The sequence below is a fragment of the Simplicispira hankyongi genome, assembly GCF_003570885.1.
GTDB lineage: Bacteria > Pseudomonadota > Gammaproteobacteria > Burkholderiales > Burkholderiaceae_C > Simplicispira > Simplicispira hankyongi.
The window spans coordinates 54,412-74,534 of the sequence record NZ_QXJC01000004.1 but is presented as its reverse complement, the minus strand read 5'-3'; the positions used below and the strand labels follow the sequence as shown (position 1 = coordinate 74,534).

General features: G+C 65.0%; 16 protein-coding genes and 1 riboswitch. Of the genes, 10 read left to right on the top strand and 6 right to left on the bottom strand.

What is annotated here, in order from left to right; all coding sequences use genetic code 11:
- The first annotated feature begins 39 nt into the window (after window positions 1-39).
- From D3F03_RS11585 to D3F03_RS11565, 5 genes are read left to right on the top strand one after another with little or no spacing between them, the layout of a single operon-like run.
- A complete protein-coding gene (locus D3F03_RS11585) occupies window positions 40-1,350 on the top strand; it encodes an O-antigen ligase family protein (RefSeq protein ID WP_119109585.1) in 1,311 nt (436 codons plus the stop codon).
- Window positions 1,347-2,483: a glycosyltransferase family 4 protein gene (locus D3F03_RS11580; protein ID WP_119109584.1), complete on the top strand. Its 1,137-nt coding sequence runs from the start codon at window positions 1,347-1,349 to the stop codon at window positions 2,481-2,483. Before D3F03_RS11585 ends, D3F03_RS11580 begins: the two co-directional genes overlap by 4 nt.
- The gene (locus D3F03_RS11575) at window positions 2,480-3,517 is read left to right on the top strand and encodes a glycosyltransferase family 2 protein (RefSeq protein ID WP_119109583.1); all 1,038 of its coding nucleotides are present in this window, start codon (window positions 2,480-2,482) and stop codon (window positions 3,515-3,517) included. Before D3F03_RS11580 ends, D3F03_RS11575 begins: the two co-directional genes overlap by 4 nt.
- Entirely contained in the window at window positions 3,514-4,497 is a 984-nt protein-coding gene (locus D3F03_RS11570) for a glycosyltransferase family 32 protein (RefSeq protein ID WP_119109582.1), read from the top strand. Before D3F03_RS11575 ends, D3F03_RS11570 begins: the two co-directional genes overlap by 4 nt.
- A complete protein-coding gene (locus tag D3F03_RS11565; protein WP_119109581.1) occupies window positions 4,494-5,240 on the top strand; it encodes a hypothetical protein in 747 nt (248 codons plus the stop codon). Before D3F03_RS11570 ends, D3F03_RS11565 begins: the two co-directional genes overlap by 4 nt.
- A 9-nt stretch (window positions 5,241-5,249) precedes the next feature.
- On the opposite strand, the gene D3F03_RS11560 is transcribed toward D3F03_RS11565, so the two are convergent.
- From D3F03_RS11560 to D3F03_RS11550, 3 genes are all read right to left on the bottom strand, one after another.
- Window positions 5,250-6,467 (bottom strand): HAMP domain-containing sensor histidine kinase, encoded by a 1,218-nt coding sequence (locus D3F03_RS11560; RefSeq protein ID WP_119109580.1) that lies wholly within the window; start codon window positions 6,465-6,467, stop codon window positions 5,250-5,252.
- 7 nt (window positions 6,468-6,474) lie between these two features.
- Window positions 6,475-7,194 (bottom strand): response regulator transcription factor, encoded by a 720-nt coding sequence (locus D3F03_RS11555; RefSeq protein ID WP_119109579.1) that lies wholly within the window; start codon window positions 7,192-7,194, stop codon window positions 6,475-6,477.
- Between the two features lie 128 nt (window positions 7,195-7,322).
- Window positions 7,323-8,657: an AmpG family muropeptide MFS transporter gene (locus D3F03_RS11550; protein WP_119109578.1), complete on the bottom strand. Its 1,335-nt coding sequence runs from the start codon at window positions 8,655-8,657 to the stop codon at window positions 7,323-7,325.
- 60 nt (window positions 8,658-8,717) lie between these two features.
- Here D3F03_RS11550 and D3F03_RS11545 point away from each other — a divergent pair, with 60 nt between their 5' ends.
- Together D3F03_RS11545 and D3F03_RS11540 are read left to right on the top strand one after the other, a co-directional pair.
- A complete protein-coding gene (locus D3F03_RS11545; RefSeq protein ID WP_119109577.1) occupies window positions 8,718-9,404 on the top strand; it encodes a helix-turn-helix domain-containing protein in 687 nt (228 codons plus the stop codon).
- A gap of 120 nt (window positions 9,405-9,524) precedes the next feature.
- Window positions 9,525-10,475: a DMT family transporter gene (locus tag D3F03_RS11540; RefSeq protein ID WP_119109670.1), complete on the top strand. Its 951-nt coding sequence runs from the start codon at window positions 9,525-9,527 to the stop codon at window positions 10,473-10,475.
- A 192-nt stretch (window positions 10,476-10,667) separates the two neighbouring features.
- Here D3F03_RS11540 and D3F03_RS11535 read toward each other — a convergent pair whose 3' ends face one another.
- Window positions 10,668-11,306, bottom strand: a complete 639-nt coding sequence (locus D3F03_RS11535) for an MBL fold metallo-hydrolase (RefSeq protein ID WP_119109576.1) — start codon at window positions 11,304-11,306, stop codon at window positions 10,668-10,670.
- A 323-nt stretch (window positions 11,307-11,629) separates the two neighbouring features.
- Between D3F03_RS11535 and D3F03_RS11530 the strand changes: the two genes are divergently transcribed.
- Window positions 11,630-12,403, top strand: a complete 774-nt coding sequence (locus tag D3F03_RS11530; protein ID WP_119109575.1) for a ferredoxin--NADP reductase — start codon at window positions 11,630-11,632, stop codon at window positions 12,401-12,403.
- A gap of 414 nt (window positions 12,404-12,817) precedes the next feature.
- The gene (locus tag D3F03_RS11525; RefSeq protein ID WP_119109574.1) at window positions 12,818-13,525 is read left to right on the top strand and encodes a hypothetical protein; all 708 of its coding nucleotides are present in this window, start codon (window positions 12,818-12,820) and stop codon (window positions 13,523-13,525) included.
- Here D3F03_RS11525 and D3F03_RS11520 read toward each other — a convergent pair.
- Window positions 13,515-14,243, bottom strand: a complete 729-nt coding sequence (locus tag D3F03_RS11520; RefSeq protein ID WP_158606161.1) for a CDC27 family protein — start codon at window positions 14,241-14,243, stop codon at window positions 13,515-13,517. The genes D3F03_RS11525 and D3F03_RS11520 overlap by 11 nt on opposite strands.
- A gap of 303 nt (window positions 14,244-14,546) precedes the next feature.
- Window positions 14,547-17,321: a methionine synthase gene (metH, locus tag D3F03_RS11515; RefSeq protein WP_119109572.1), complete on the bottom strand. Its 2,775-nt coding sequence runs from the start codon at window positions 17,319-17,321 to the stop codon at window positions 14,547-14,549.
- Between the two features lie 30 nt (window positions 17,322-17,351).
- A riboswitch (S-adenosyl-L-homocysteine riboswitch) is annotated at window positions 17,352-17,448 on the bottom strand.
- 337 nt (window positions 17,449-17,785) lie between these two features.
- Here metH and D3F03_RS11510 point away from each other — a divergent pair.
- Window positions 17,786-20,023: an NADP-dependent isocitrate dehydrogenase gene (locus D3F03_RS11510; protein ID WP_119109571.1), complete on the top strand. Its 2,238-nt coding sequence runs from the start codon at window positions 17,786-17,788 to the stop codon at window positions 20,021-20,023.
- The last annotated feature ends 100 nt before the right edge of the window (window positions 20,024-20,123 follow it).

Below are 20,123 nucleotides of genomic sequence, written 5' to 3'. Positions count from 1 at the left end.
CGGGCCATTGCGTCTCTGATTTCAACGAGTCCGATAGATTTGAATCCCTCTTTTGCGGCTGCGCAGCGCGCCTCCTGGCCGGAACAACTCTCAAGCGTGGCGGCATTTGCAGTGCCCGGCCTTGCCTTGTGGTTGCCGTCTGGTTATTCCTATGGCGCGGTCTTGCTGTTGGTCGGCGCGCTGCTTACCTTGCACCGCTGGCCGCGACAGCCACGCGACGCATTCACTTGGTGGTTCGCGGCGAGCATGCTGGCCATGGCAGTTTTGTGGGCCGCTCAGGCCGACCCCGCCGAGCATTTCGGTCGCGCAGATCGTCCGGCGAAATACGTGCTTGGCGCTGTGTGCCTGTTTTTCGTCACCGCTTACCCACCCAAGCCCAGAGCGCTGCTGGCAGGGCTGGTGGTGGGGAGTCTGGGCGCTGGTGCCATTGCTGTCTGGCAAATATACGGCCTGCATGCGGAGCGCGCATGGGGCCACACCAATGCCATCCAATATGGCAACCTGGCGCTGTGCCTGGCGGCCCTCCTGGCGCTCTACGCGGGTGCGGTCTGGGCGCAACTGGGGTGGCGCGCGCGCGTCTTGTGCGTCCTGGGCGTGGCCGCCGGGTTGGACGCTTCGATGCTGTCGCAGTCCCGGGGGGGCTGGCTGGCTTTGCTGCTGGCCATCCCCTTGTTGCTGGGATGGCTGATGGCGCATCGGCGCCAGCTGTTCAAGAGGGTCGCTCTGGGTGTTGTCGCCATGGTGCTGCTGCTGTCCATCATCAACAGCAGCGTATTGGTCCAGCGCTGGGACCGCATGGAGCACGAGGTGCAGGTCTACGACCAGCGCGATGACGCCGCCACTTCCGTTGGGCAGCGGCTTGAGCATTGGCGCTTTGCCTGGGACATTGCGCGCGAGCGCCCGTGGCTGGGCTGGGGCTTTGCCGGCTACATGGCGGAAAAGGCGAAACGTGTCGGTGCGGGGCTCTACCAGCCGTCCATTGTGGAATACAAGTTCGTCCACAACGAGCTGCTTGACCAGTGGGTCAAACTGGGCGTCACAGGACCGGCCGTGCTGCTCCTGTTCTACCTCTTGCCTCTCGCCATGTTTCTCCCGCTTGCATCGCGCATGCAGGGCTACCGGCGGGATGCGGCGCTGGGTGCGCACGCGCTTGCGCTGCGTCTGTGTGGCACCTGTATTCCCGTTCTCTATATCGGCTTTGGTCTGACGCAGGTTTTCCTGGCGCACAACAGCGGCATCATGTTCTATCTGTTCATGTTGATGCTGCTGTGGGCGGCGCTGCGGTCGGTGGAGCGCCAGCTTGCAAACCTGCCACTTGCGCAGGCCTTGCCGGTGGTGCCTGCACCATGAGCGGCGTGGGTGCGCATCCGCCGCGCGTGCTGCATTTCGTCACGGGGGGCTTTTCCGGCGCCACGCAGGTGGCCCTGGATCTGGTGCGCGCGCACCGTGCCAGTGGGCGGTTTGAGCCCTTGCTGGTGTTGCGGCGCAAGCGCCAGACCGACCCGGCACGCATTGCCGCCTTGCGCGCCGAAGGCCTGGCGGTACAGGTGGTGCCGGGCTGGTCGCACGGAGCCACCATTTGTCAGTTGGTTCGGCAGTGCCGGCGCTTTCGGCCCGATGTGCTGGTCGCGCACGGTTTTAGCGAACATTTGTGGGGCCGCTACGCCGGGCTGCTGGCGCGCGTGCCGATCCTTGTGCAGGTGGAGCACAACTCGCGGGAGCGGTATTCGTGGTGGCGCAATGCGCAGATGCTCTGGCTGGCACGCCGCACGCAGGCCATCGTAGGCGTCTCGGAAGGCGTGCGTGGCGCATTGTTGGCGCGCGGCGTGGATCCGGCCAAGACCTTGGCGATTCCCAATGGCGTGCGGCTTGGGCCCTACGCCGCTGCTGCCGATCACCCTTTTGAAGCGCGCAAGCCCGACATCGTCATGGTGGCCAGGTTTGCCAGGCAAAAGGACCACGCCTGCCTGCTGCATGCGCTGGCTTTGCTGCGCGGACGCGGACTGACGCCGCAGCTGTTGCTTGCGGGTGGCGGTAAGGCATCTGCGCTCCGGCAGGCCGAGCGTCTCTGCGACGAACTCAAGCTGCAGGATCAGGTGCAATTTCTTGGGCGCTGCGACGACGTGCCGGCTTTGCTCATGGCGCACCAGGTGTGCGTGCTGTCCACGCACTACGAGGGCATGCCGCTGTCGCTCATCGAGGGCATGGCCGCCGCGTGCGCGGTGGTCGGCAGCGCCGTCCCTGGCGTCCGCGAAGTGATCCAGCACGAACGCAACGGCCTGCTGGTTCCTGAAGCCGACCCGTCCGCCATGGCCGACGCGCTTGAATGCCTTCTGACGCAGCCGCAGCATGCTGCCGCTCTGGCAGCACAAGCCAGGGCCGATGCCCTGGAGCACTATGGACTGCCCAAGATGCTCGATCGCTATGAAGCGCTTTTTCTGCGCTTGCTGGAGCCGACAACCCACGCGGAGGCAAGGGCATGAGCGGGGTCGATTCACCGCGTCCGACGCCTTGGCTCAGCGTACTGGTCCCTGCCTACAATGCGGCGGCCTATTTGGGCGAATGCGTCGATTCGGTGCTGGTGCAGGGCGTAGCGGGCGTCGAAGTGGTGGTGGTGGACGATTGTTCCAACGATGGGTCCGCGCAGGTTCTGGTGCAACTGGCGGAACGCTGGCCCGATGCCCTGCATGTGCGCCGCCATGGCCACAACCGGGGCTTGAGCGCGGCGCGCAACACCCTTCTGGAAGCCGCGCGTGGAGAATACCTGTGGTTTCTGGATGCCGACGACAAGCTGCTTGCAGGGTCACTGGCCGAGCTGGACCGAATCGTGCACAGCGCGTCGCCCGACCTCGTGCTGTGCGATTTCGAAGTCCTGCGTGCCTGCCGCAAGCCCAAGCACTGGCTGCGTGGGGAGCACCACCGCAAGTCGTTCCTGGGCCCTTCCGGGCGGCTGCTGAGCGACCCGGCTGAGCTGCTCAGCGGTCTGTTGCTCGCCGGGCAACTGCATGCCTGGTCGAAGATCTCGCGGCGCAGTCTGTGGCATCCGGGCCTGCGCTTTCCTCCCGGACAGTACTTCGAAGACATGGCCACCATGACGCTGCTGGCCCTGCAGGCACGCACCAGCTACTACGCGCCGCATCCCTGGGTGGCCTACCGTCAGCACGAGCACAGCATCCTGGCCAATGCCAGCTGGCAAAAGGCGCAAGACCAGTCGCGGGCGCTGGTGCCGCTGCGGGAAACCTTGCGTGCGCACGCCTGTGGCGAGTCTGCGCAGGTGCGCCTCGCCCTGGCCCACCAAAGCGCGCGCAATTTCATGGGCGCCATGCGCTTTCTGCATGCGCAGGCACCCAGCGAGCCTTCGGGCAAATCGGTCTCTATGCTGGCTGATGAATTGCGCCAGAACTTCCGCGATTCCTCGCCACTCACGCCCAAAGAGCTTGCGCGCGCCTACCTGCAGCGCGGTTGGTTCTTGCGGCGCCACAAGTTCTTGCGCTGGTACGGAGCGTTTCGCGTATGAACCCCGCCGCCCTGCCTTGGCGCGATGAAGCCGAGTTGTGGCTGGCGCGCTGGCTGATGCGCTACTACCGCTGGTTTGGCCGGGCGGCCGAAAACGCCCCTGTGGCGCCTGCGCAGGGGTACCGCTTTGGCAAAGATGCCCCGCGACGCGCGCCCGGGGAGCAGGCTGCCGCTGCGATTCCACCCATCGTGTGGGCGTACTGGAGCGGCGGGGCACCCCCACCGCTCATCGCGCGCTGCTTTGCCAACTGGCGGCGCTTTAATCCAGGTTTTAGCATCCGCATTCTGGACGACGGCAATGTGCGCGACCATGTGGGTGATTTGCCTGAGGCGCTTGCCCATGCCAGCGCCACGCTGCGTGCCGACTGGATTCGACTGGAACTGCTGCGGCGCCACGGCGGTATCTGGCTCGATGCCAGCACCGTGCTCACCGCATCGCTGGCCTGGGTGTTGCAGGCGCAGCAGGCAGGGGGCGATCTGGTGGGCTACTACCTGGCCCGCTACACCACCGACGCGGCGTTTCCGGTGGTGGAAAACTGGTTCCTGGCGGCGCCGCCCGGCAGTGCGCTGATCGAAGACCTGCAGCAAGAATTCACGGGTGTCGTGCTGCCACTCGGGGGCCCCGGCTACGTCCGGCACCTGCAGCAGCGCGGCGAGTACGACGCGCTGCGCCAGGGCATCGATCTGCCGAATTACCTGAGCATGCACCTGGCCTTGCAGCGGGTGCTGCGCAGTGGCAAAGCGTACCGACTGCTGCTCTGGCGCGCCGAAGACGGGCCTTTCCTTTACCATGCGCTGGGCCAGTGGGGGCGCACGGCGCTGAAGATTCGCCTGCTGTTTCGCCGCGCCGCCACTGCGCCGCCACCCTTGATCAAGCTGCGCAAGCCTGACCGCAAGCGCCTGGACCTGTACCTGGAGCGCAAGCTGTACCTGCCCGAAAGCACCGTTGGGCGCTACCTCTGCGCGTCCCCATCGCCATGAGCCGCCGCCGCAAGACACGTATCGAAAAGTGGTTCTCGTTCAACCGCTACCGCCGGCGCTTTGGCGCACGCGCGCTGGCGGGCGATCTGCTGGGCGACGATCTTGAAGCGCTCAAGCACACTCTGGTGCCCGGCGACGTGGCCGAATACGCCTATGGCTCGCTGCCCGACTTGCAAGCCCACCTGCAGCGCCTGCGGCAGGAATTTGTCGGCCGCCCGCAATTGCTGTACCACCACGCGGCGTTGATCGTGCTGATCCGCCGCGAGTCCGAGGTGGCGCGGAACTTCGCGCGCTTCAAGCACCTGTGGTTGGCCGAGCGGGCCTTTCTCACCGAGCACCTGGACCTGCGCTGGCTGGTGGCTGCCTGCGACACCTTGATCGATCACCATCCGGACCTGGCGCTGCGCGCCGCGCTGATGAACGGCGTGCTGCTGGTCAACACCGTGAAATTGCAGGAAACCGAGCGCTTTCTTCAGGCGCAAGCCGGCGCCACCGACGACCCACAGGCCCTCGCCGCGCTGCAGTCGCGCCGTATCGGCCTGTGCGATGGCCTGTCGGCCTTTGTCGCGGGCACGGACGACACTTTGCGCAACATGCGCTGGCGGCTGGAGAGCATTTGCGCCGTGCACCCGCTGGCTGGCATCGTCATGGTCATCTTTGAACGGCTGCAGCAGCCGGCCAACGACAATGTGTTTTCGCGTTTTCGCCAACGCCACACGCGCGATCGCACGCGGTGGTGGTGACGGGGGCGTTCAAACAGGCCCAGGCGCCCGCTGCGCCAGTGGCAAGCGCAGCACGAAGCAGGCTCCCCCGCCCGCGTGGTCTTCACAGTGGACGCTGCCCTGGTGGCGCCCGACAATTGAGCGCACCAGCGCCAGCCCGAGCCCCACGCCGCCGGCACGCTCGCTCGCACCCGGCAGGCGGTAGAAGGGCTCAAAGATGCGTTCGCGCTGCGCCGGCGGCACGCCCGGCCCGCGGTCGCACACCCGCACTTCGGCCCAGCCCTGGCGGCTCGCAATGCTCAGGGTGATCGGCCCCTGGCTGTAGCGGTGTGCGTTTTCCAGGAGGTTGCGCAGCGCGCGGCGCAGCAGCTTGGCGACGCCGCGCACCTCGATATCGGCGGCCCCTGCCTCCAGGTCTGCGTTCACGCGGGAGCATTCCTCTGCAGCCAGCCCGACCAGGTCTACCGCTTCGATATCGCCCACGTCGGCCTCGTGCGCATCCAATCGGCTGGCGAGCAGGATTTCTTCGACCAGTTGGTCCAGTTCAGCGACGTTGCGCTCGATCTCGCGCCGGAACTGCGCCGAGGGCTGGTTGCCGTCCATCAGTTCGAGGCCCATGCGGATGCGGGTCAGCGGCGATCGCAATTCGTGCGAGGCATTGGCCAGCAAGGACTTGTGCGATTGCACCAAGGCCTCGATCCGCTCTGCAGCGGCGTTGAATTGGCGCGAGAGGTCTGCCACCTCGTCGTGGCCCTGCACCGGGACGCGCGCCGCAAGGTCGCCAGCGCCAAAGCGCTGCACGCCGCGCTGCAGGATGTCGAGCCGCAGCAAGAGCCTGCGGATGATGGGGAACACGCCAAGGGCCACCGCAATGCCCACCACGCCCAGCATCCACAGAAAGCCAAAGGGTGGCCTGGTCCAGAAAGCGGCTTCGCGTCCGCGCGGCCCCCGCTCGTCCCGTGGACGCGGCTGGCGCGGTGCCACCAGCAAGGTGTAGGAAGCGCCGGAATCGAGTTCGACCTTGAATTCAATGCCTTCGCCGGGGACCCGCTGCGCCACGCCGCTGCCCAGAATGTCGCCCTGCCCATTGATGACCCGCACTTCGCGCTGCGTTTGCACCCTTTGCACTTCATTCTGTTCGGCTGCAATGCGCCAGGCCCAGCCAACGGCCAGCGTCAGCACGGCCACGCCGCCCACGACGGCCAGCCAGATGCGCAGGTAAAGGCGGCGGGAAAACAGCGACAGCATGAGCCGGTCAGTCTTGCTGTTTTGCGAACACGTAGCCCACGCCGCGCACGGTGAGAATGCGGCGCGGGTTCTTCGCATCGTCCTCGATGGCGGCGCGAATGCGGCCCATGTGCACGTCGATGGAGCGGTCGAAGGCTTCAAGCTCGCGGCCGCGCACGGCCTCCATGATCTGGTCGCGCGTCAGCACCCGGCCGGCGCGCTCGGCCATGGCCACCAGCAGGTCGAACTGGTAAGACGTGAGCTCGCAGGGCTGGCCCGCCACCGTGACGGTGCGGGCATCGCGATCGATCTCAAGCGCGCCAAAGCGCAGGGCCTGCGCCTGCGGTGCGCCGCCTTCGGTGCGGCGGCGCAGCACGGCGCGGATGCGCGCCAGCAGCTCGCGCGGCTCGAAGGGCTTAGGCAGGTAGTCGTCGGCGCCAAGTTCCAGGCCGATGATGCGGTCCATGGGGTCGCCCTTGGCCGTCAGCATGAGCACCGGCACGCGCGCGGCGGGGCCCTGCATGCCGCGGATGTTGCGGCAGACGTCGAGCCCATCCATGTCGGGCAGCATCAGGTCCAGGATGACGAGGTCGGGCAACGCCGTGCTGCCGCCCACCTCCTGCAGCCTGGCCAGGCCGCTCTGCCCGTCGCCACAGTGCGCCACCTGCATGCCCGATTGCCCGAGGTACTCCACCACCATCTGCGCGAGGCGGCTGTCGTCTTCAATCATCAGCAACTGGGTGGTCATGGCAATTCCGGGGTTGGGATGAGCATGGTGGTGGCCCCGCATCTCGCGGGCTTGAAGCAGGCGTAAAGCCGAGGTAAATACGTTCTCAGAGAAGTGCTATACATGTTGTAGCTGTATTCTCTTGTCTGTCATGCGGAAACGGCATTTTTCTGCCTTGAAGCGAATGCCACCAGGATGAGCACGGGAAGACCCAGCAGTGCGGTAGCCAGGAAGAAGTTCGTGTAACCGTAGGCGTCAACGAAGCGGCCGGAAAACCCGGCGATCCATTTCGGCAGCAGCAGCATCACGGAGCTCAGCAGCGCGTACTGCGTGGCCGAATACTGCACATTCGTCAGGCCCGAGAGGTAGGCGATGAACGCCGCCGACGCAATGCCGCCCGAGAGGTTGTCCGCCGAGATGACGAGCACCAGGCCCGTCAGGTCGTGTCCACGCGTGCCCAGCCAGGCAAACAGCAGGTTGCTGGCGGCCGAGAGCACAGCGCCCAGCATCAGCACCCGCATCACCCCCATGCGCAGCGCCAGCGCGCCGCCCAGGAACGCGCCAGCGAGCGTCATCAGCACGCCGAACACTTTGGTGACGGCGGCGACCTCGTCCTTGGTGTAGCCCATGTCCACGTAAAACGGGTTGGCCATGATGCCCATCACCACATCGCTGATGCGGTAGATGGCGATCAGCGACAGGATCAGCACGGCCTGCCAGCCGTAGCGGCTGAGGAAGTCGGCAAACGGGTCGATGAGCGCGCCGCGCAGCCACTCGCCGAGGTTGCGCGATGGCGGCAGCGGGCGCGGCGCCGGCTCGCGCGAGAGCAGCACCGTGACGGTGCCCACCAGCATCGAGGCGGCCATCACCAGGTAGGCCGTCTTCCAGGCGCCCTGCTGGTAGCCGGCCACGCCCGCCAGCTCGGCGCGCGCGGCCACCCACAGCACACCGGCGCCGGCCCAGATCATGGCCAGGCGGTAGCCCGTCTGGTAGGTGGCGGCCAGCGCCGCCTGGCGCTCGGTGTCGGCCGATTCGATGCGAAAGGCGTCCAGCGCAATGTCCTGCGTGGCCGAGCCAAAGGCCACGGCCAGGGCGCACCACACCATGGGGGTCAGGGCGACGCGCGGGTCGCTCCCCGCCATGCCCGCCAGGCCGGCGATCACCATCGCCTGCGACAGCAGCAGCCAGCTGCGCCGCCGCCCGAGCGCGCGCGTCAGCAGCGGCAGCGGCAGCCGGTCCACCAGCGGCGCCCAGACCCACTTGAATGCGTAAGCCAGCCCCACCCAGCTCAGGTACCCGATCGTGGTGCGGTCCACGCCCGCCTCGCGCAGCCAGAAGCTGAGCGTGCCCAGCACCAGCAGCAGGGGCAGCCCGGCCGAAAACCCCAGCGTGAGCATGCGCAGGCTCGCCGGCTCCAGGTAAATGAGCCAGGCCTCGCGCCAGCTGCGGCGGCTCGCGGGGGCGGGGGAAGTCGCTGGGGGCATATTCGGGAACCCAAAGTGTTCAGAGGATTATCCGCATGCCCGCGCCGCTACCATGCGTCCATGGCCCATGCCCCGGTTCTCGTGCCCCTGCTTTCCGTGCGCCAGTACAGCGGCGAACACGCGGCGCACGCGCACGACCACGCCCAGGTGCTCTACGCGCTGCGCGGGCGCATGGAGCTGGAGGTGAACGGCCGCGCCGCTTTTGTCGACACTGCGTGCGGCCTGGTGGTGCCGGCCGGTACGCGGCACGGTTTTCTGGCGCTGCCGGGTGCGCGCCTGCTGGTCATCGATGCGCCTGCGCAGCCTGGCGTTGAGCGTATCAGGCGCTTTGCCGTGGCACCTGCGCAGCTGGGCTGGAGCGCGAGCGACGATGCGGCCGCGCGGCTCCAGCAGATTTTGCAGGCCCGGCGGGTGCTGGCGCGCCGCGCCATCCGGCCCGAGCAGGTGGCACGGACCGTGGGAGCCGCCCTGCACGAGCCCTGGCCCACCGCCCGCATGGCGGCGCTGTGCGCCTTGAGCACGCAGCGCTTTCACGCCCGCTGGCGCGAGCTGACAGGCCAGACGCCCCAGGCCTGGCTGCGCGCGCTGCGGCTGGACGCGGCGCAGCGCCTGCTGGCGCGCGGCCAGTCACTGGAAGCCACCGCGCTGCAACTGGGCTACGCCAGCGCCAGCGCCCTGGGCTTTGCCCTGCGGCGCGAACGGGGTCTGGGCGCCCGCGGGCTGCGCCGGCCGCCTGATTGCTCCTGATTCGAGAGCTTCTAGCGCTCTACAGGAAAGCGCTGCAGCCGTTTTTACCAAAATTCATGGGCCATGCACTTCGCGCGTTGCTCGACATTTGCGCGGGCCGGGGGCGGCACCATCGCAGGCATGACGACTTCCCATTCCACCCGTGGTATCGCCATGGTGCTGCTCGCCGCCATGCTCTGGGGCACCACCGGCACGGCGCAAAGCCTGGCCCCCGCGGGGCTGTCCCCGTACTGGGTGGGCGCGCTGCGCCTGGCGGTGGCCAGTGGGTTTTTTGCCTTGCTGGCAGCGCCGGCCCTGTGGGGGCGCGCCAGTGCGGCCAGGCTGCCGTGGCGCCCCGTGCTGCTGGCAGGCGCGTGCGTGGCGGCGTACAACCTGAGCTTCTTTGCCGGCGTGAAGGCCAGCGGCGTGGCCCTGGGCACCGCTATCGCCATCGGCAGCGGGCCGATCTGGGCGGGGCTGATGCAGACGCTGGCGCAGCGCCGCTGGCCTGCGCCGGTGTGGTGGGCCGGCACGTTGCTGGGCGTGGCCGGCGGTGCGGCCATGGCGCTCAACGGGCACGCGTCGGTCAGTGCGCCGCTGGCGGGTATCGCGCTGTGTCTGCTGGCGGGGCTGGCGTACGCGGCGTATGCGCTGCTCAATAAACCGCTGGTGGCGCAGTCGGGCGCGGCCAGCGCCAACTTGGCGGTGTTTGGTACGGCGGCCTTGCTGTCGCTGCCGGTGGCAAGCGTACTGGGAGGGCCTTTGAGGGCGCCGGGGGCCACTTGGGCCATCGTGGCCTATCTGGGCCTGGTCGCGACCGGGGTGGCCTACCTGCTGTTCAGCCACGCCCTGCGCCATATCAGCGGCGCCACGGCGGTGACCCTGGCGCTGGCCGAGCCGGTGACGGCGTTTGCGCTGGCCATTGCGGTGGTAGGCGAAGCGCCTTCGGCCATGGCGTTCTGGGGGTTGGCAGGCGTGCTGGCGGGGCTGCTGCTGGTGATCTGGGCCGAACTGCGCGCGCAGGCCAGTCGCCGCCGCGCTGCGGAGGGTGGCAAGGGCGCTCTGCCGGCAGACGGAGAAGGAAGCGTCTGATGGGCAGCAAGCCGATCAAGGCTTTCTGCATGCCGGGGGCAAGCTTGCTTTTCACGCCGGCATCCTCGACCCGCTCCCATTGGGCGGCAACGAGGTGGCCGTGGCGGCTGAGGCATGAAAATCTTAAGAAGAAAGACGTTTTACGCTTATTTGGCGGGCGCTATAAGCTATCAATAAGATAGTGAAAATGTCTTAGGTGCCCTGCACGTAAGGGTTGCTGCGCCGCTCGCGCCCGAAGCTGCTCTCCGGCCCGTGGCCGGGGATGAACACCGTCTGGTCGCCCATGGGCCAGAGGCGTTGGGTGATGCTGTCGATCAACTGCTGGTGGTTGCCCTGGGGGAAATCGGTGCGGCCTATGCTGCCGGCAAACAGCACGTCGCCAACAAAGGCGCGGTCAATTTGCGGCGCATGGAACACCACGTGTCCAGGCGTGTGGCCGGGGCAGTGGCGAACGTTCAATGTCTCGTTGCCGATTTGCACCGTGTCGCCATCGTGCAACCAGCGCGTCGGCGCGAAGGGCCTGGCGGGTGGAAAACCGAACATGGCACTTTGCTGCGGCAGCGCGTCGATCCAGAACTGGTCGGCGGGGTGCGGGCCGATGATGGGCAATTGCAACTGCTCAGCCAGCTCACCGGTAGCGCCCGCATGGTCGATATGGGCGTGCGTGAGCCAGATCGCCTTGAGGCGCACGCCCAGATGCTGCACTTCGGCCAGCAGCGTGTCGATGTCACCGCCCGGATCAATGATGGCGGCGTCCTTGGTGGCGTCGCACCAGACGATGGAGCAGTTCTGCTGGAACGGCGTAACGGGAACGGTGAGGTACTGGAGCATGGGTGGTGGTGAGATGGCCCCACAAGGGGCCGCCAGGGGGGCGGCTGGCGGGAGCGTGATTCGCCCGAGAATAGCCGCATCGTTTCGGGGCCGGGCACAAACGGTATTTTGCAAGTGCACTCCGCAGCGCGTGCCTCGCGCGAGCGGATCGCCCTCTCGCCTTGCCTTATATCAATTTAGGTACAAGAGAAACCCCATTGGTTATGAGGTTTGCAGGACAATGGCGACCATTGCCCGCCAGTCTATCTAGGACTTTTCTACGCGGGCCGCAATCGGGACCATCCCTTCGCGCCATCTTTTTCTGACTCTGCCTGCATCCCACCATGAGTGCTTTCCACGAAGAACGCGTGCTCTCGGTTCACCATTGGACCGACCGCCTTTTCAGCTTCACCACCACGCGCGACCCCGCCCTGCGGTTTTCCAACGGCCACTTCACCATGATCGGCCTCATGGTGAACAACAAGCCGCTGCTGCGCGCCTACAGCATTGTCAGCGCCAACTACGAGGAGCACCTCGAATTCCTCAGCATCAAGGTGCAGGACGGCCCGCTGACCTCGCGCCTGCAGCACATCCAGGTGGGCGACAACATCATCGTTGGCAAGAAACCCACCGGCACGCTGCTGATCGACTACCTGCTGCCCGCCAAGCGCCTGTACCTGTTTTCCACCGGCACGGGCCTCGCGCCCTTCATGAGCGTGATCCGCGACCCGGAGACGTACGAGCGCTTCGAGCAGGTCATCCTGATCCACGGCGTGCGCCAGGTGGCCGAGCTGGCCTACCACGACTACCTCACCAAGGAACTGCCGGCGCATGAGATCCTGGGCGAGATGGTGAGCAAGCAGCTTTTGTACTACCCCACGGTGACGCGCGAGCCGTTTCGCAACCAGGGCCGCATTCCCGACCTGATCACCTCGGGCAAGCTCGCCGCCGACCTGGGCCTGCCGCCGCTCAACCCGCTGGAAGACCGCGCCATGCTGTGCGGCAGCCCGGAGATGCTGGCCTCCATCAAGGCGCTGCTGGAAAAGCTCGATTTCGAGGAAGGCAACACCACCAAGCCGGGCGACTTCGTGGTGGAACGGGCTTTCGTCGAGAAGTAAACACGGCCTGTTTGCGCAGGCCGTGTGGTTGCTCTTGTATTGGTAGCTTATAGCGCTTTACCCATAAGCGCTAGAGTCACTTTTTTATCAAATTTTCCGTGCGGAACCGCGTACTCCGAAGTGCCCCAGGAGGCAGCCGGTTCACCCACGACCCCGTAGCCTGAAGCGCTGCTGGCGCCCGACCTTCTTTCTCCGCGCGGAGGTTTTCGGGCATGGGCGTCAAACGGCGGTTCGACCTGCAAGGGTACGCTGCATGCCCCGTGCGGCGCCTGCAGCGCGCAGGGCGCGCCCGCATGAAAAGAATGCTGTCAGAAAGGCCCCGGCGAGGCGGGCCCCGCATGGGGTTGAAGCGCTCATTCACACGCCTTGTGGCAGGCACTGACAGTAAGATCCGTTGTTTACTCAGGGGGGGTTATGGACATCACATTTCGCTGCGACCCGGCGCTTTTTGATGTATTGCCTCGGCCAATACCGGGTTCAGCAGCGTTGCCAGAATGGCTGCGAAAAATGGCGCCCCGAATGCCGTCAGACGTTCATCAAAGAAGTATTCGGACGGTTAAACAATGCCCGCCATTCGTGGATGCCATGATGCACGGGTTTCTCATTCTGCTGCCATGCGATGTCACCGTTGGTGCTGGCCAATTCACATGGAACTGGGAATTGCCGGCGCTGGGCATGAAGCACCACCCCCGGGCGCCCATCAGCTTTCACGTGCCGGAACAAATCGCGGGAACACCCTTTGCCCATGAGAATGCGTCCATTATTAAATTCAATAGTTTTTGGACGGTTGAACTGGATCCCAACTGGTCGCTGATGGCGGTGCACCCCATTAATCGCGCGGATTTGCCTTTCCGTTTGATAACCGGGGTGGTGGATTCAGATCGCTTCCATGACGTTGGCATTAATTTTCCGGCCGTATGGTCTGACAAAAATTTTAGCGGGGTATTGCCCAAAGGCACTCCGATTGCGCAGTGCTATCCGGTCCCACGGGAAGCCCCCACCCTGGTTTTTGAAGCAATGTCGGATGACAAAATGCGCCGCTACGACGATCTTGCTTCCAAAATCATGGCCGCCCCAGGCGTGTACCGGCAACAGCACCGCAGCAAGCGCGTTACGCCGTAAGCGGGCGCTCACTGTGCAGTAGCGCAGTGCGAAGATCGTCCAAGTCCAGCCACATCCGCCCGGTTTTTTCTGCTGCCAGCGCATGCGCAATCCGGCCAAACGTGTCGCCTTGCAATCGGTAGGCACGGCCATAAACCAGAAAAGCCTCGTCCATTTGGCCATTGGCCTGTAGCACGATTCCCAAGTTGACAAGCGCATCGGCCCGGGTCGGGCACAGTACCAAGAGGCGGTTCAAGGCTGCGATGGCGCCATTGAGGTCCTGCATATCCTGGCACACCAGTGCCAGGTTGAACCATGCATCCAAAGATTCAGGGGCAAGGTGAACGCAACGTTCAAGGGCATTCAACGCTGGCAGCAATTGGCCGCTTTGGTAGTGTGCAATTCCCAATGCCAGGCAAATATCCGGCCGATCCGGCTGCAATAGGTAAGCCCGCGTGTAATGTGCAGCGGCTAGGTCCGTGGTGCCCACGCTGCGAGCAGCGTCACCCGCGATCATCAGCGTGGGAACATGGTTAGGCCGAAGCGCCAGACTCTCCTGCGCATAGTCACCCGCTTCTTTCGGTTGCCCCCGCTGCATACTCAGAACGGCAAGCAGCTGGTGAACGGCAGGCTGTGCCGGGTAGGCTGCTTCCACCCGCCTGCACAAATCCCACGCGTGCTCAATGTCCCCCGCATTTGCGCAAGCAATCACCGCGCCCAAGTCGTTTTCAAAAGACATGCCAGCCACTCCAGGAGGTTGCATTGTGCCCATCGCTTCACGCCTTCGCCAGGGCGTGAGCAGGCTCAAAGGATGTCCTGCATCACGCTGCGCGAGCACCGCGCCGAGCGGTACATGGTCGCGCATGGCGCCTGCACGGATCAGTCAGCGGCCAGCACAGGCGGTGCGGGTGGCGTCGGGGTTTGGCCCATGCCGCCACTGCAAAGCACGGAGCATGTCAGGCGCGTCAGACTGGCGCCCTGATGATGCTATTGTCGTGATAGCTGCAAGCGCTTAATGGATAAGCACTAGAGCCCTATTTGACTACAAATTTGGACCGAGCAAGCGGCGCAGCTCGGCCTCGTCCATGCCGCGCCGCGCCGCCATGTCCTGCACCTGGTCTTCGCCAATGCGCCCCACGCTGAAATACTGGCTCTCGGGGTGGCCGATGTAGAAGCCGCTCACGCTGGCTGCCGGGTGCATGGCCATGCTGTCGGTCAGTTCCATACCGATCTCTTCGGCCTGCAGCACGCGGAACAGCTCGCGCTTGGCGCTGTGGTCCGGGCAGGCCGGGTAGCCGGGGGCGGGGCGGATGCCTTGGTATTTTTCGGCGATCAGCGCGTCGTTCGACAGCTGCTCATCCTTCGCGTAACCCCACAGGTCGGTGCGCACGCGGTGGTGCAGGCATTCGGCAAAGGCCTCGGCCAGGCGGTCGGCCAGGCTTTTGAACAGGATGGCGGAGTAGTCGTCGAAGTCCGCAAGGAATTCCTGCGCCTTTTTCTCCACGCCCAGGCCGGCGGTGACGGCAAACATGCCGGCATAGTCGGCAATGCCGCTGTCCTTGGGGGCGACGAAATCGGCCAGGCAGCGGCTGGGGCGCATGATTTTTTCGCCGTTCGGGCCGTCAACGGCCAGCTTCTCGGTCTGCTGACGCAAGCCGTACCAGGTGGTCAGCACCTGGCTTCGGCTCTCGTCGGTATAGAACTCGATGTCGTCGCCGACGCTGTTGGCGGGGTACAGCGCCATGACGCCATTGGCCTGCAACCAACGGCCGTCGATGATTTTCTTCAGCAGCGCCTGGCCGTCGGCGAACACGCGGGTCGCCTCTTCGCCGACGATCTCGTCTTTGAGTATGGCGGGGTACTTGCCGGCCAGGTCCCAGGTCTGGAAGAACGGGCCCCAGTCCATGTAGGGCACCAGCTCATTCAGGTCGAAATTCCTGAACACATGGCGCCCCAGCGTGCGCGGTGGTGTGGGCTTGAACGCGGTCCAGTCGATGGCGGTGCGGTTGGCGCGCGCTTGCGCCAGCGTCCACATCGGCGTCTGCTTCTTGTTGGCGTGCTGGGTGCGCACGTGGTCGTAATCGGCTCGCACTTCCTGCAGGAAGGCCTCGGCGCCTTCGCCGAGCAGGCTTTGCGCCACGCCCACGCTGCGCGACGCATCGGGCACATAGACCACCGGGCCGTCGTAGTGCGGCGCAATTTTCACGGCGGTGTGCACGCGCGAGCAGGTGGCGCCGCCGATGAGCAGCGGGATCTTCTTGACGCGGAAGTGGTCGTCCTTGTGCATCTCGGCGGCCACGTACTGCATTTCTTCCAGGCTGGGGGTGATCAGGCCCGAGAGGCCCACGATGTCGGCACCCTCGGCCTTGGCGCGCGCCAGAATCTCATGGCAGGGCACCATCACGCCCATGTTGATGACCTCGAAGTTGTTGCACTGCAGGACGACGGTGACGATGTTCTTGCCGATGTCGTGCACGTCGCCCTTGACGGTGGCAATGACGATCTTGCCCTTGGTGCGCACATCGCGCCCGGCGAGTTCGTCCTGGCGCTTTTCCTCCTCGATGTAGGGAATCAGGTGCGCCACGGCGAGCTTCATGACGCGTGCCGACTTCACCACCTGGGGCAGGAACATCTTGCCCGCGCCGAACAGGTCGCCGACGATGGACATGCCGTCCATCAGCGGCCCTTCGATGACGTGCAGCGGGCGCCCGCCCTTGGCCAGGATCTCCTGGTAGGCCTCTTCCGTGTCTTCGACGATGAAGTCGGTGAAGCCGTGCACCAGCGCGTGGGAGAGGCGCTCGCCCACGGTCTTGGGCGCTTCGGGTGTGCCGCGCCATTCGAGTTTTTTGCTCTCGTCCTTGGCGCCGCTTTTGGCGGTTTCGGCCACTTCGAGCAGGCGTTCGGCGGCGTCGGGGCGGCGGTTGAGGATGACGTCCTCCACGCGCTCGCGCAAGGTGGGTTCGAGGTCGTCGTACACGCCCACCATGCCGGCGTTGACGATGCCCATGTCCATGCCCGCTGAAATAGCGTGGTACAGGAACACCGTGTGGATGGCCTCGCGCACCGGGTCGTTGCCACGGAAGCTGAACGACACGTTCGATACGCCGCCCGACACCTTGGCCCCCGGCAGGTTCTGCTTGATCCAGCGCGTCGCCTCAATGAACTCGACCGCGTAGTTGTTGTGCTCTTCAATGCCGGTCGCCACGGCAAAGATGTTGGGGTCGAAAATGATGTCCTCGGGCGGAAACCCCACCTCATCGACCAGGATGCGGTAAGCCCGCTCGCAGATGCCGATCTTGCGCGCGTAGGTATCGGCTTGGCCTTGCTCGTCAAATGCCATCACCACGGCCGCGGCGCCGTAGCGGCGCACCAGCGTGGCCTGCCGCTTGAAGGCCTCCACGCCTTCCTTCATGGAAATCGAGTTGACGATGGGCTTGCCCTGGATGCAGCGCAGGCCGGCTTCGATCACCTCCCACTTGGAGCTGTCCACCATGATGGGCAGGCGGGCGATGTCGGGCTCGGACGCAATCAGGTTCAGGAAGCGCACCATGGCCGCCTTGCTGTCGAGCATGGCCTCGTCCATGTTGATGTCGATGACCTGGGCGCCGTTCTCCACCTGCTGGCGCGCCACGGCCAGGGCTTCTTCGAACTGGCCGTTCAGGATGAGGCGTGCGAAGGCCTTGGAGCCGGTAATGTTGGTGCGCTCGCCCACGTTGACGAAGAGCGAGGCGGCGTCGATGGAAACGGGCTCAAGGCCCGAAAGGCGCATCGGAGGCGCGGAGACGGAAGCAGTCGGCGGGGAAGAGATTTCAGGCATGCGGCTCACCAAGGCAGTTCACGGGAAACAGACTGGTGAGCGCCGTTCGGGGCCTGTTTGCGCCCCACCCAAGCCTGACGCACGGGAGCGCCAGAAGGCTCCCGGCGCTGCAGCGCTCCTTGAGAGGGGATGATTTTAGACCGCGTTGCCTCGCGCCTGCAAAGCCGTGGCGCGCTTGCCGAGGCAGGTGCGCCAGCGGATGGCCCGCCGCAGACGCTCGTGTCACGCATGTCGAGGCGGACCTTGGGGCGTGCAGGCGGTGATTTTCCGGCTTGGTACATCGCCGTGCATCACCACCGGCACCCGCTTTCTCCGTTGCCGCCCTCCCGATTCTGGTGCGATACGCCGCCGGGCCAACGGCATCGAGTGGCTGGGGGGTTCCCACGGGCCACAGGACAGCGCCATGTCAGCGGGAGGCACGAAAATAACCGGTTGACCCCATTTCCCTTTAAGGAACCCAGCGCATGAGCACGAAGCAACCGACCATCATTTACACGCTGACCGACGAAGCTCCAGCGCTCGCCACGGCGGCCTTTTTGCCCATCGTGCGCGCCTTTGCCGCGCCGGCCGGCATTCACGTGGAGACCAGCGATATTTCGGTGGCCAGCCGCATCCTCAGCCAGTTCCCCGAGTACCTGACCGAAGCCCAGCGCGTGCCCGACAACCTGGCAATGCTGGGCAAGCTCACGCTTTCGCCCGACGCCAACATCATCAAGCTGCCCAACGTCAGCGCATCGGTATCGCAACTGGGCGCCGCCATCAAGGAGCTGCAGGGCAAGGGGTACGCCATTCCCGACTACCCCGAGAACCCGACGACAGACAAAGAGAAGGACATTCGCGCCCGCTACAACAAGTGCATTGGCAGCGCCGTGAACCCGGTGCTGCGCGAGGGCAACTCGGACCGGCGTGCCCCCAGGGCGGTGAAGGAATACGCCCGCAAGCACCCGCACAGCATGGCCGAGTGGAGCCAGGCATCGCGCTCGCATGTCTCGCACATGCACCACGGCGACTTCTACGCTGGTGAAAAATCGCTCACGATTGGCAAGGCCTGCGACGTGAAGATGGAGCTGGTCGGCAAAAGTGGGAAGACGGTGGTGCTCAAGCCCAAGCTGTCGCTCAAAGATGGCGAGATCATCGACAGCATGTTCATGAGCAAGAAAGCCCTGCTCGCCTTCTACGAAAAAGAGATTGAAGACGCCTACAAAACCGGCGTGATGTTCTCGCTGCACGTCAAAGCGACCATGATGAAGGTGTCGCACCCCATCGTGTTCGGCCACTGCGTGCGCATCTTCTACAAAGACGCGTTCGAGAAGCACGCCGCACTGTTCGACGAACTGGGCGTGAACGTCAACAACGGCATGGTCGACCTGTACAACAAGATCAGCACGCTGCCGCAAAGCCAGCAGGACGAGATCAAACGCGATCTGCACGCCTGCCACGCGCACCGCCCCGAGCTGGCCATGGTCGATTCGGCCAAGGGCATCACCAACTTCCATTCGCCCAACGACATCATCGTGGACGCCTCCATGCCCGCCATGATCCGCAACGGCGGCCAGATGTGGGGCGCCGACGGCCGCCTGAAGGACGTCAAGGCCGTGATGCCCGAAAGCACCTTCGCCCGCATCTACCAGGAGATCATCAACTTCTGCAAATGGCACGGCAACTTCGACCCGAAAACCATGGGCACCGTGCCCAACGTGGGCCTGATGGCCCAGCAGGCCGAGGAATACGGCTCGCACGACAAGACCTTTGAAGTACCCGAGGACGGCGTGGCCAATATCGTCGACCTGGCGACTGGCGAAGTGCTGCTCAGCCAGAACGTGGAAGCCGGCGACATCTGGCGCATGTGCCAAGTCAAAGATGCCCCGATTCGCGACTGGGTCAAGCTGGCCGTGACGCGTGCCCGCAATTCCGGCATGCCGGCGGTGTTCTGGCTCGACCCGTACCGCCCGCACGAGGCCGAGATCATCAAGAAAGTGCGCCAGTATTTGAAGGACCACGACACCACCGGCCTCGATATCCAAATCATGAGCCAGGTGCGCGCCATGCGCTTCACGCTGGAGCGCGTGATTCGCGGGCTGGACACCATCAGCGTCACCGGCAACATCCTGCGCGACTATCTGACCGACTTGTTCCCCATCATGGAACTGGGCACCAGCGCCAAGATGCTGTCTGTCGTGCCCCTGATGGCCGGCGGCGGCATGTACGAGACGGGAGCTGGCGGCTCGGCCCCCAAGCATGTGCAGCAACTAGTGGAAGAAAACCACCTGCGCTGGGATTCGCTGGGCGAGTTTCTGGCACTGGCCGTGAGCCTGGAAGACCTGGGTCTGAAAACTGGCAACGCGCAAGCCACGCTGCTGTCGAAAACGCTGGACACCGCCACGGGCAAACTGCTCGACAACAACAAGAACCCTTCACCCAAAACCGGCCAGCTCGACAACCGCGGCAGCCAGTTCTACCTGGCGCTGTACTGGGCGCAAGAATTGGCCGCGCAGACCGAAGACAAGGCCCTGGCGGCCAAGTTCGCGGTGCTGGCCAAGACCCTGGCTGAGAACGAGCAGAAGATCGTCGCCGAAATGGCCGAGGTGCAGGGCAAGCCGGCGGATATTGGCGGGTATTACCTGATGGATGCGAAGAAGACGGAGGCGGTGATGCGGCCTAGCAGGACGTTGAATGCGGCGTTGGAGGCTGTGGGGGGCTGATAGCGGTTGTCCTTGGGTGGTTGTGTCCTTGGGCGCTTGCCCAAGGATGCACCTGACGGCAGGCCTGGCGGCGGGCCTGTCGGTGCGCTGCCTACAGAAC

Coding starts and splice junctions, on each gene's coding strand:
- D3F03_RS11580 (WP_119109584.1), top strand. CDS start 1,347: ATGAGCGGCGTGGGTGCGCATCCGCCGCGCGTGCTGCATTTCGTCACG.
- D3F03_RS11575 (WP_119109583.1), top strand. CDS start 2,480: ATGAGCGGGGTCGATTCACCGCGTCCGACGCCTTGGCTCAGCGTACTG.
- D3F03_RS11570 (WP_119109582.1), top strand. CDS start 3,514: ATGAACCCCGCCGCCCTGCCTTGGCGCGATGAAGCCGAGTTGTGGCTG.
- D3F03_RS11565 (WP_119109581.1), top strand. CDS start 4,494: ATGAGCCGCCGCCGCAAGACACGTATCGAAAAGTGGTTCTCGTTCAAC.
- D3F03_RS11560 (WP_119109580.1), bottom strand. CDS start 6,467: ATGCTGTCGCTGTTTTCCCGCCGCCTTTACCTGCGCATCTGGCTGGCC.
- D3F03_RS11555 (WP_119109579.1), bottom strand. CDS start 7,194: ATGACCACCCAGTTGCTGATGATTGAAGACGACAGCCGCCTCGCGCAG.
- D3F03_RS11550 (WP_119109578.1), bottom strand. CDS start 8,657: ATGCCCCCAGCGACTTCCCCCGCCCCCGCGAGCCGCCGCAGCTGGCGC.
- D3F03_RS11545 (WP_119109577.1), top strand. CDS start 8,718: ATGGCCCATGCCCCGGTTCTCGTGCCCCTGCTTTCCGTGCGCCAGTAC.
- D3F03_RS11540 (WP_119109670.1), top strand. CDS start 9,525: ATGACGACTTCCCATTCCACCCGTGGTATCGCCATGGTGCTGCTCGCC.
- D3F03_RS11535 (WP_119109576.1), bottom strand. CDS start 11,306: ATGCTCCAGTACCTCACCGTTCCCGTTACGCCGTTCCAGCAGAACTGC.
- D3F03_RS11530 (WP_119109575.1), top strand. CDS start 11,630: ATGAGTGCTTTCCACGAAGAACGCGTGCTCTCGGTTCACCATTGGACC.
- D3F03_RS11525 (WP_119109574.1), top strand. CDS start 12,818: ATGGACATCACATTTCGCTGCGACCCGGCGCTTTTTGATGTATTGCCT.
- D3F03_RS11520 (WP_158606161.1), bottom strand. CDS start 14,243: ATGTCTTTTGAAAACGACTTGGGCGCGGTGATTGCTTGCGCAAATGCG.
- metH (WP_119109572.1), bottom strand. CDS start 17,321: ATGCCTGAAATCTCTTCCCCGCCGACTGCTTCCGTCTCCGCGCCTCCG.
- D3F03_RS11510 (WP_119109571.1), top strand. CDS start 17,786: ATGAGCACGAAGCAACCGACCATCATTTACACGCTGACCGACGAAGCT.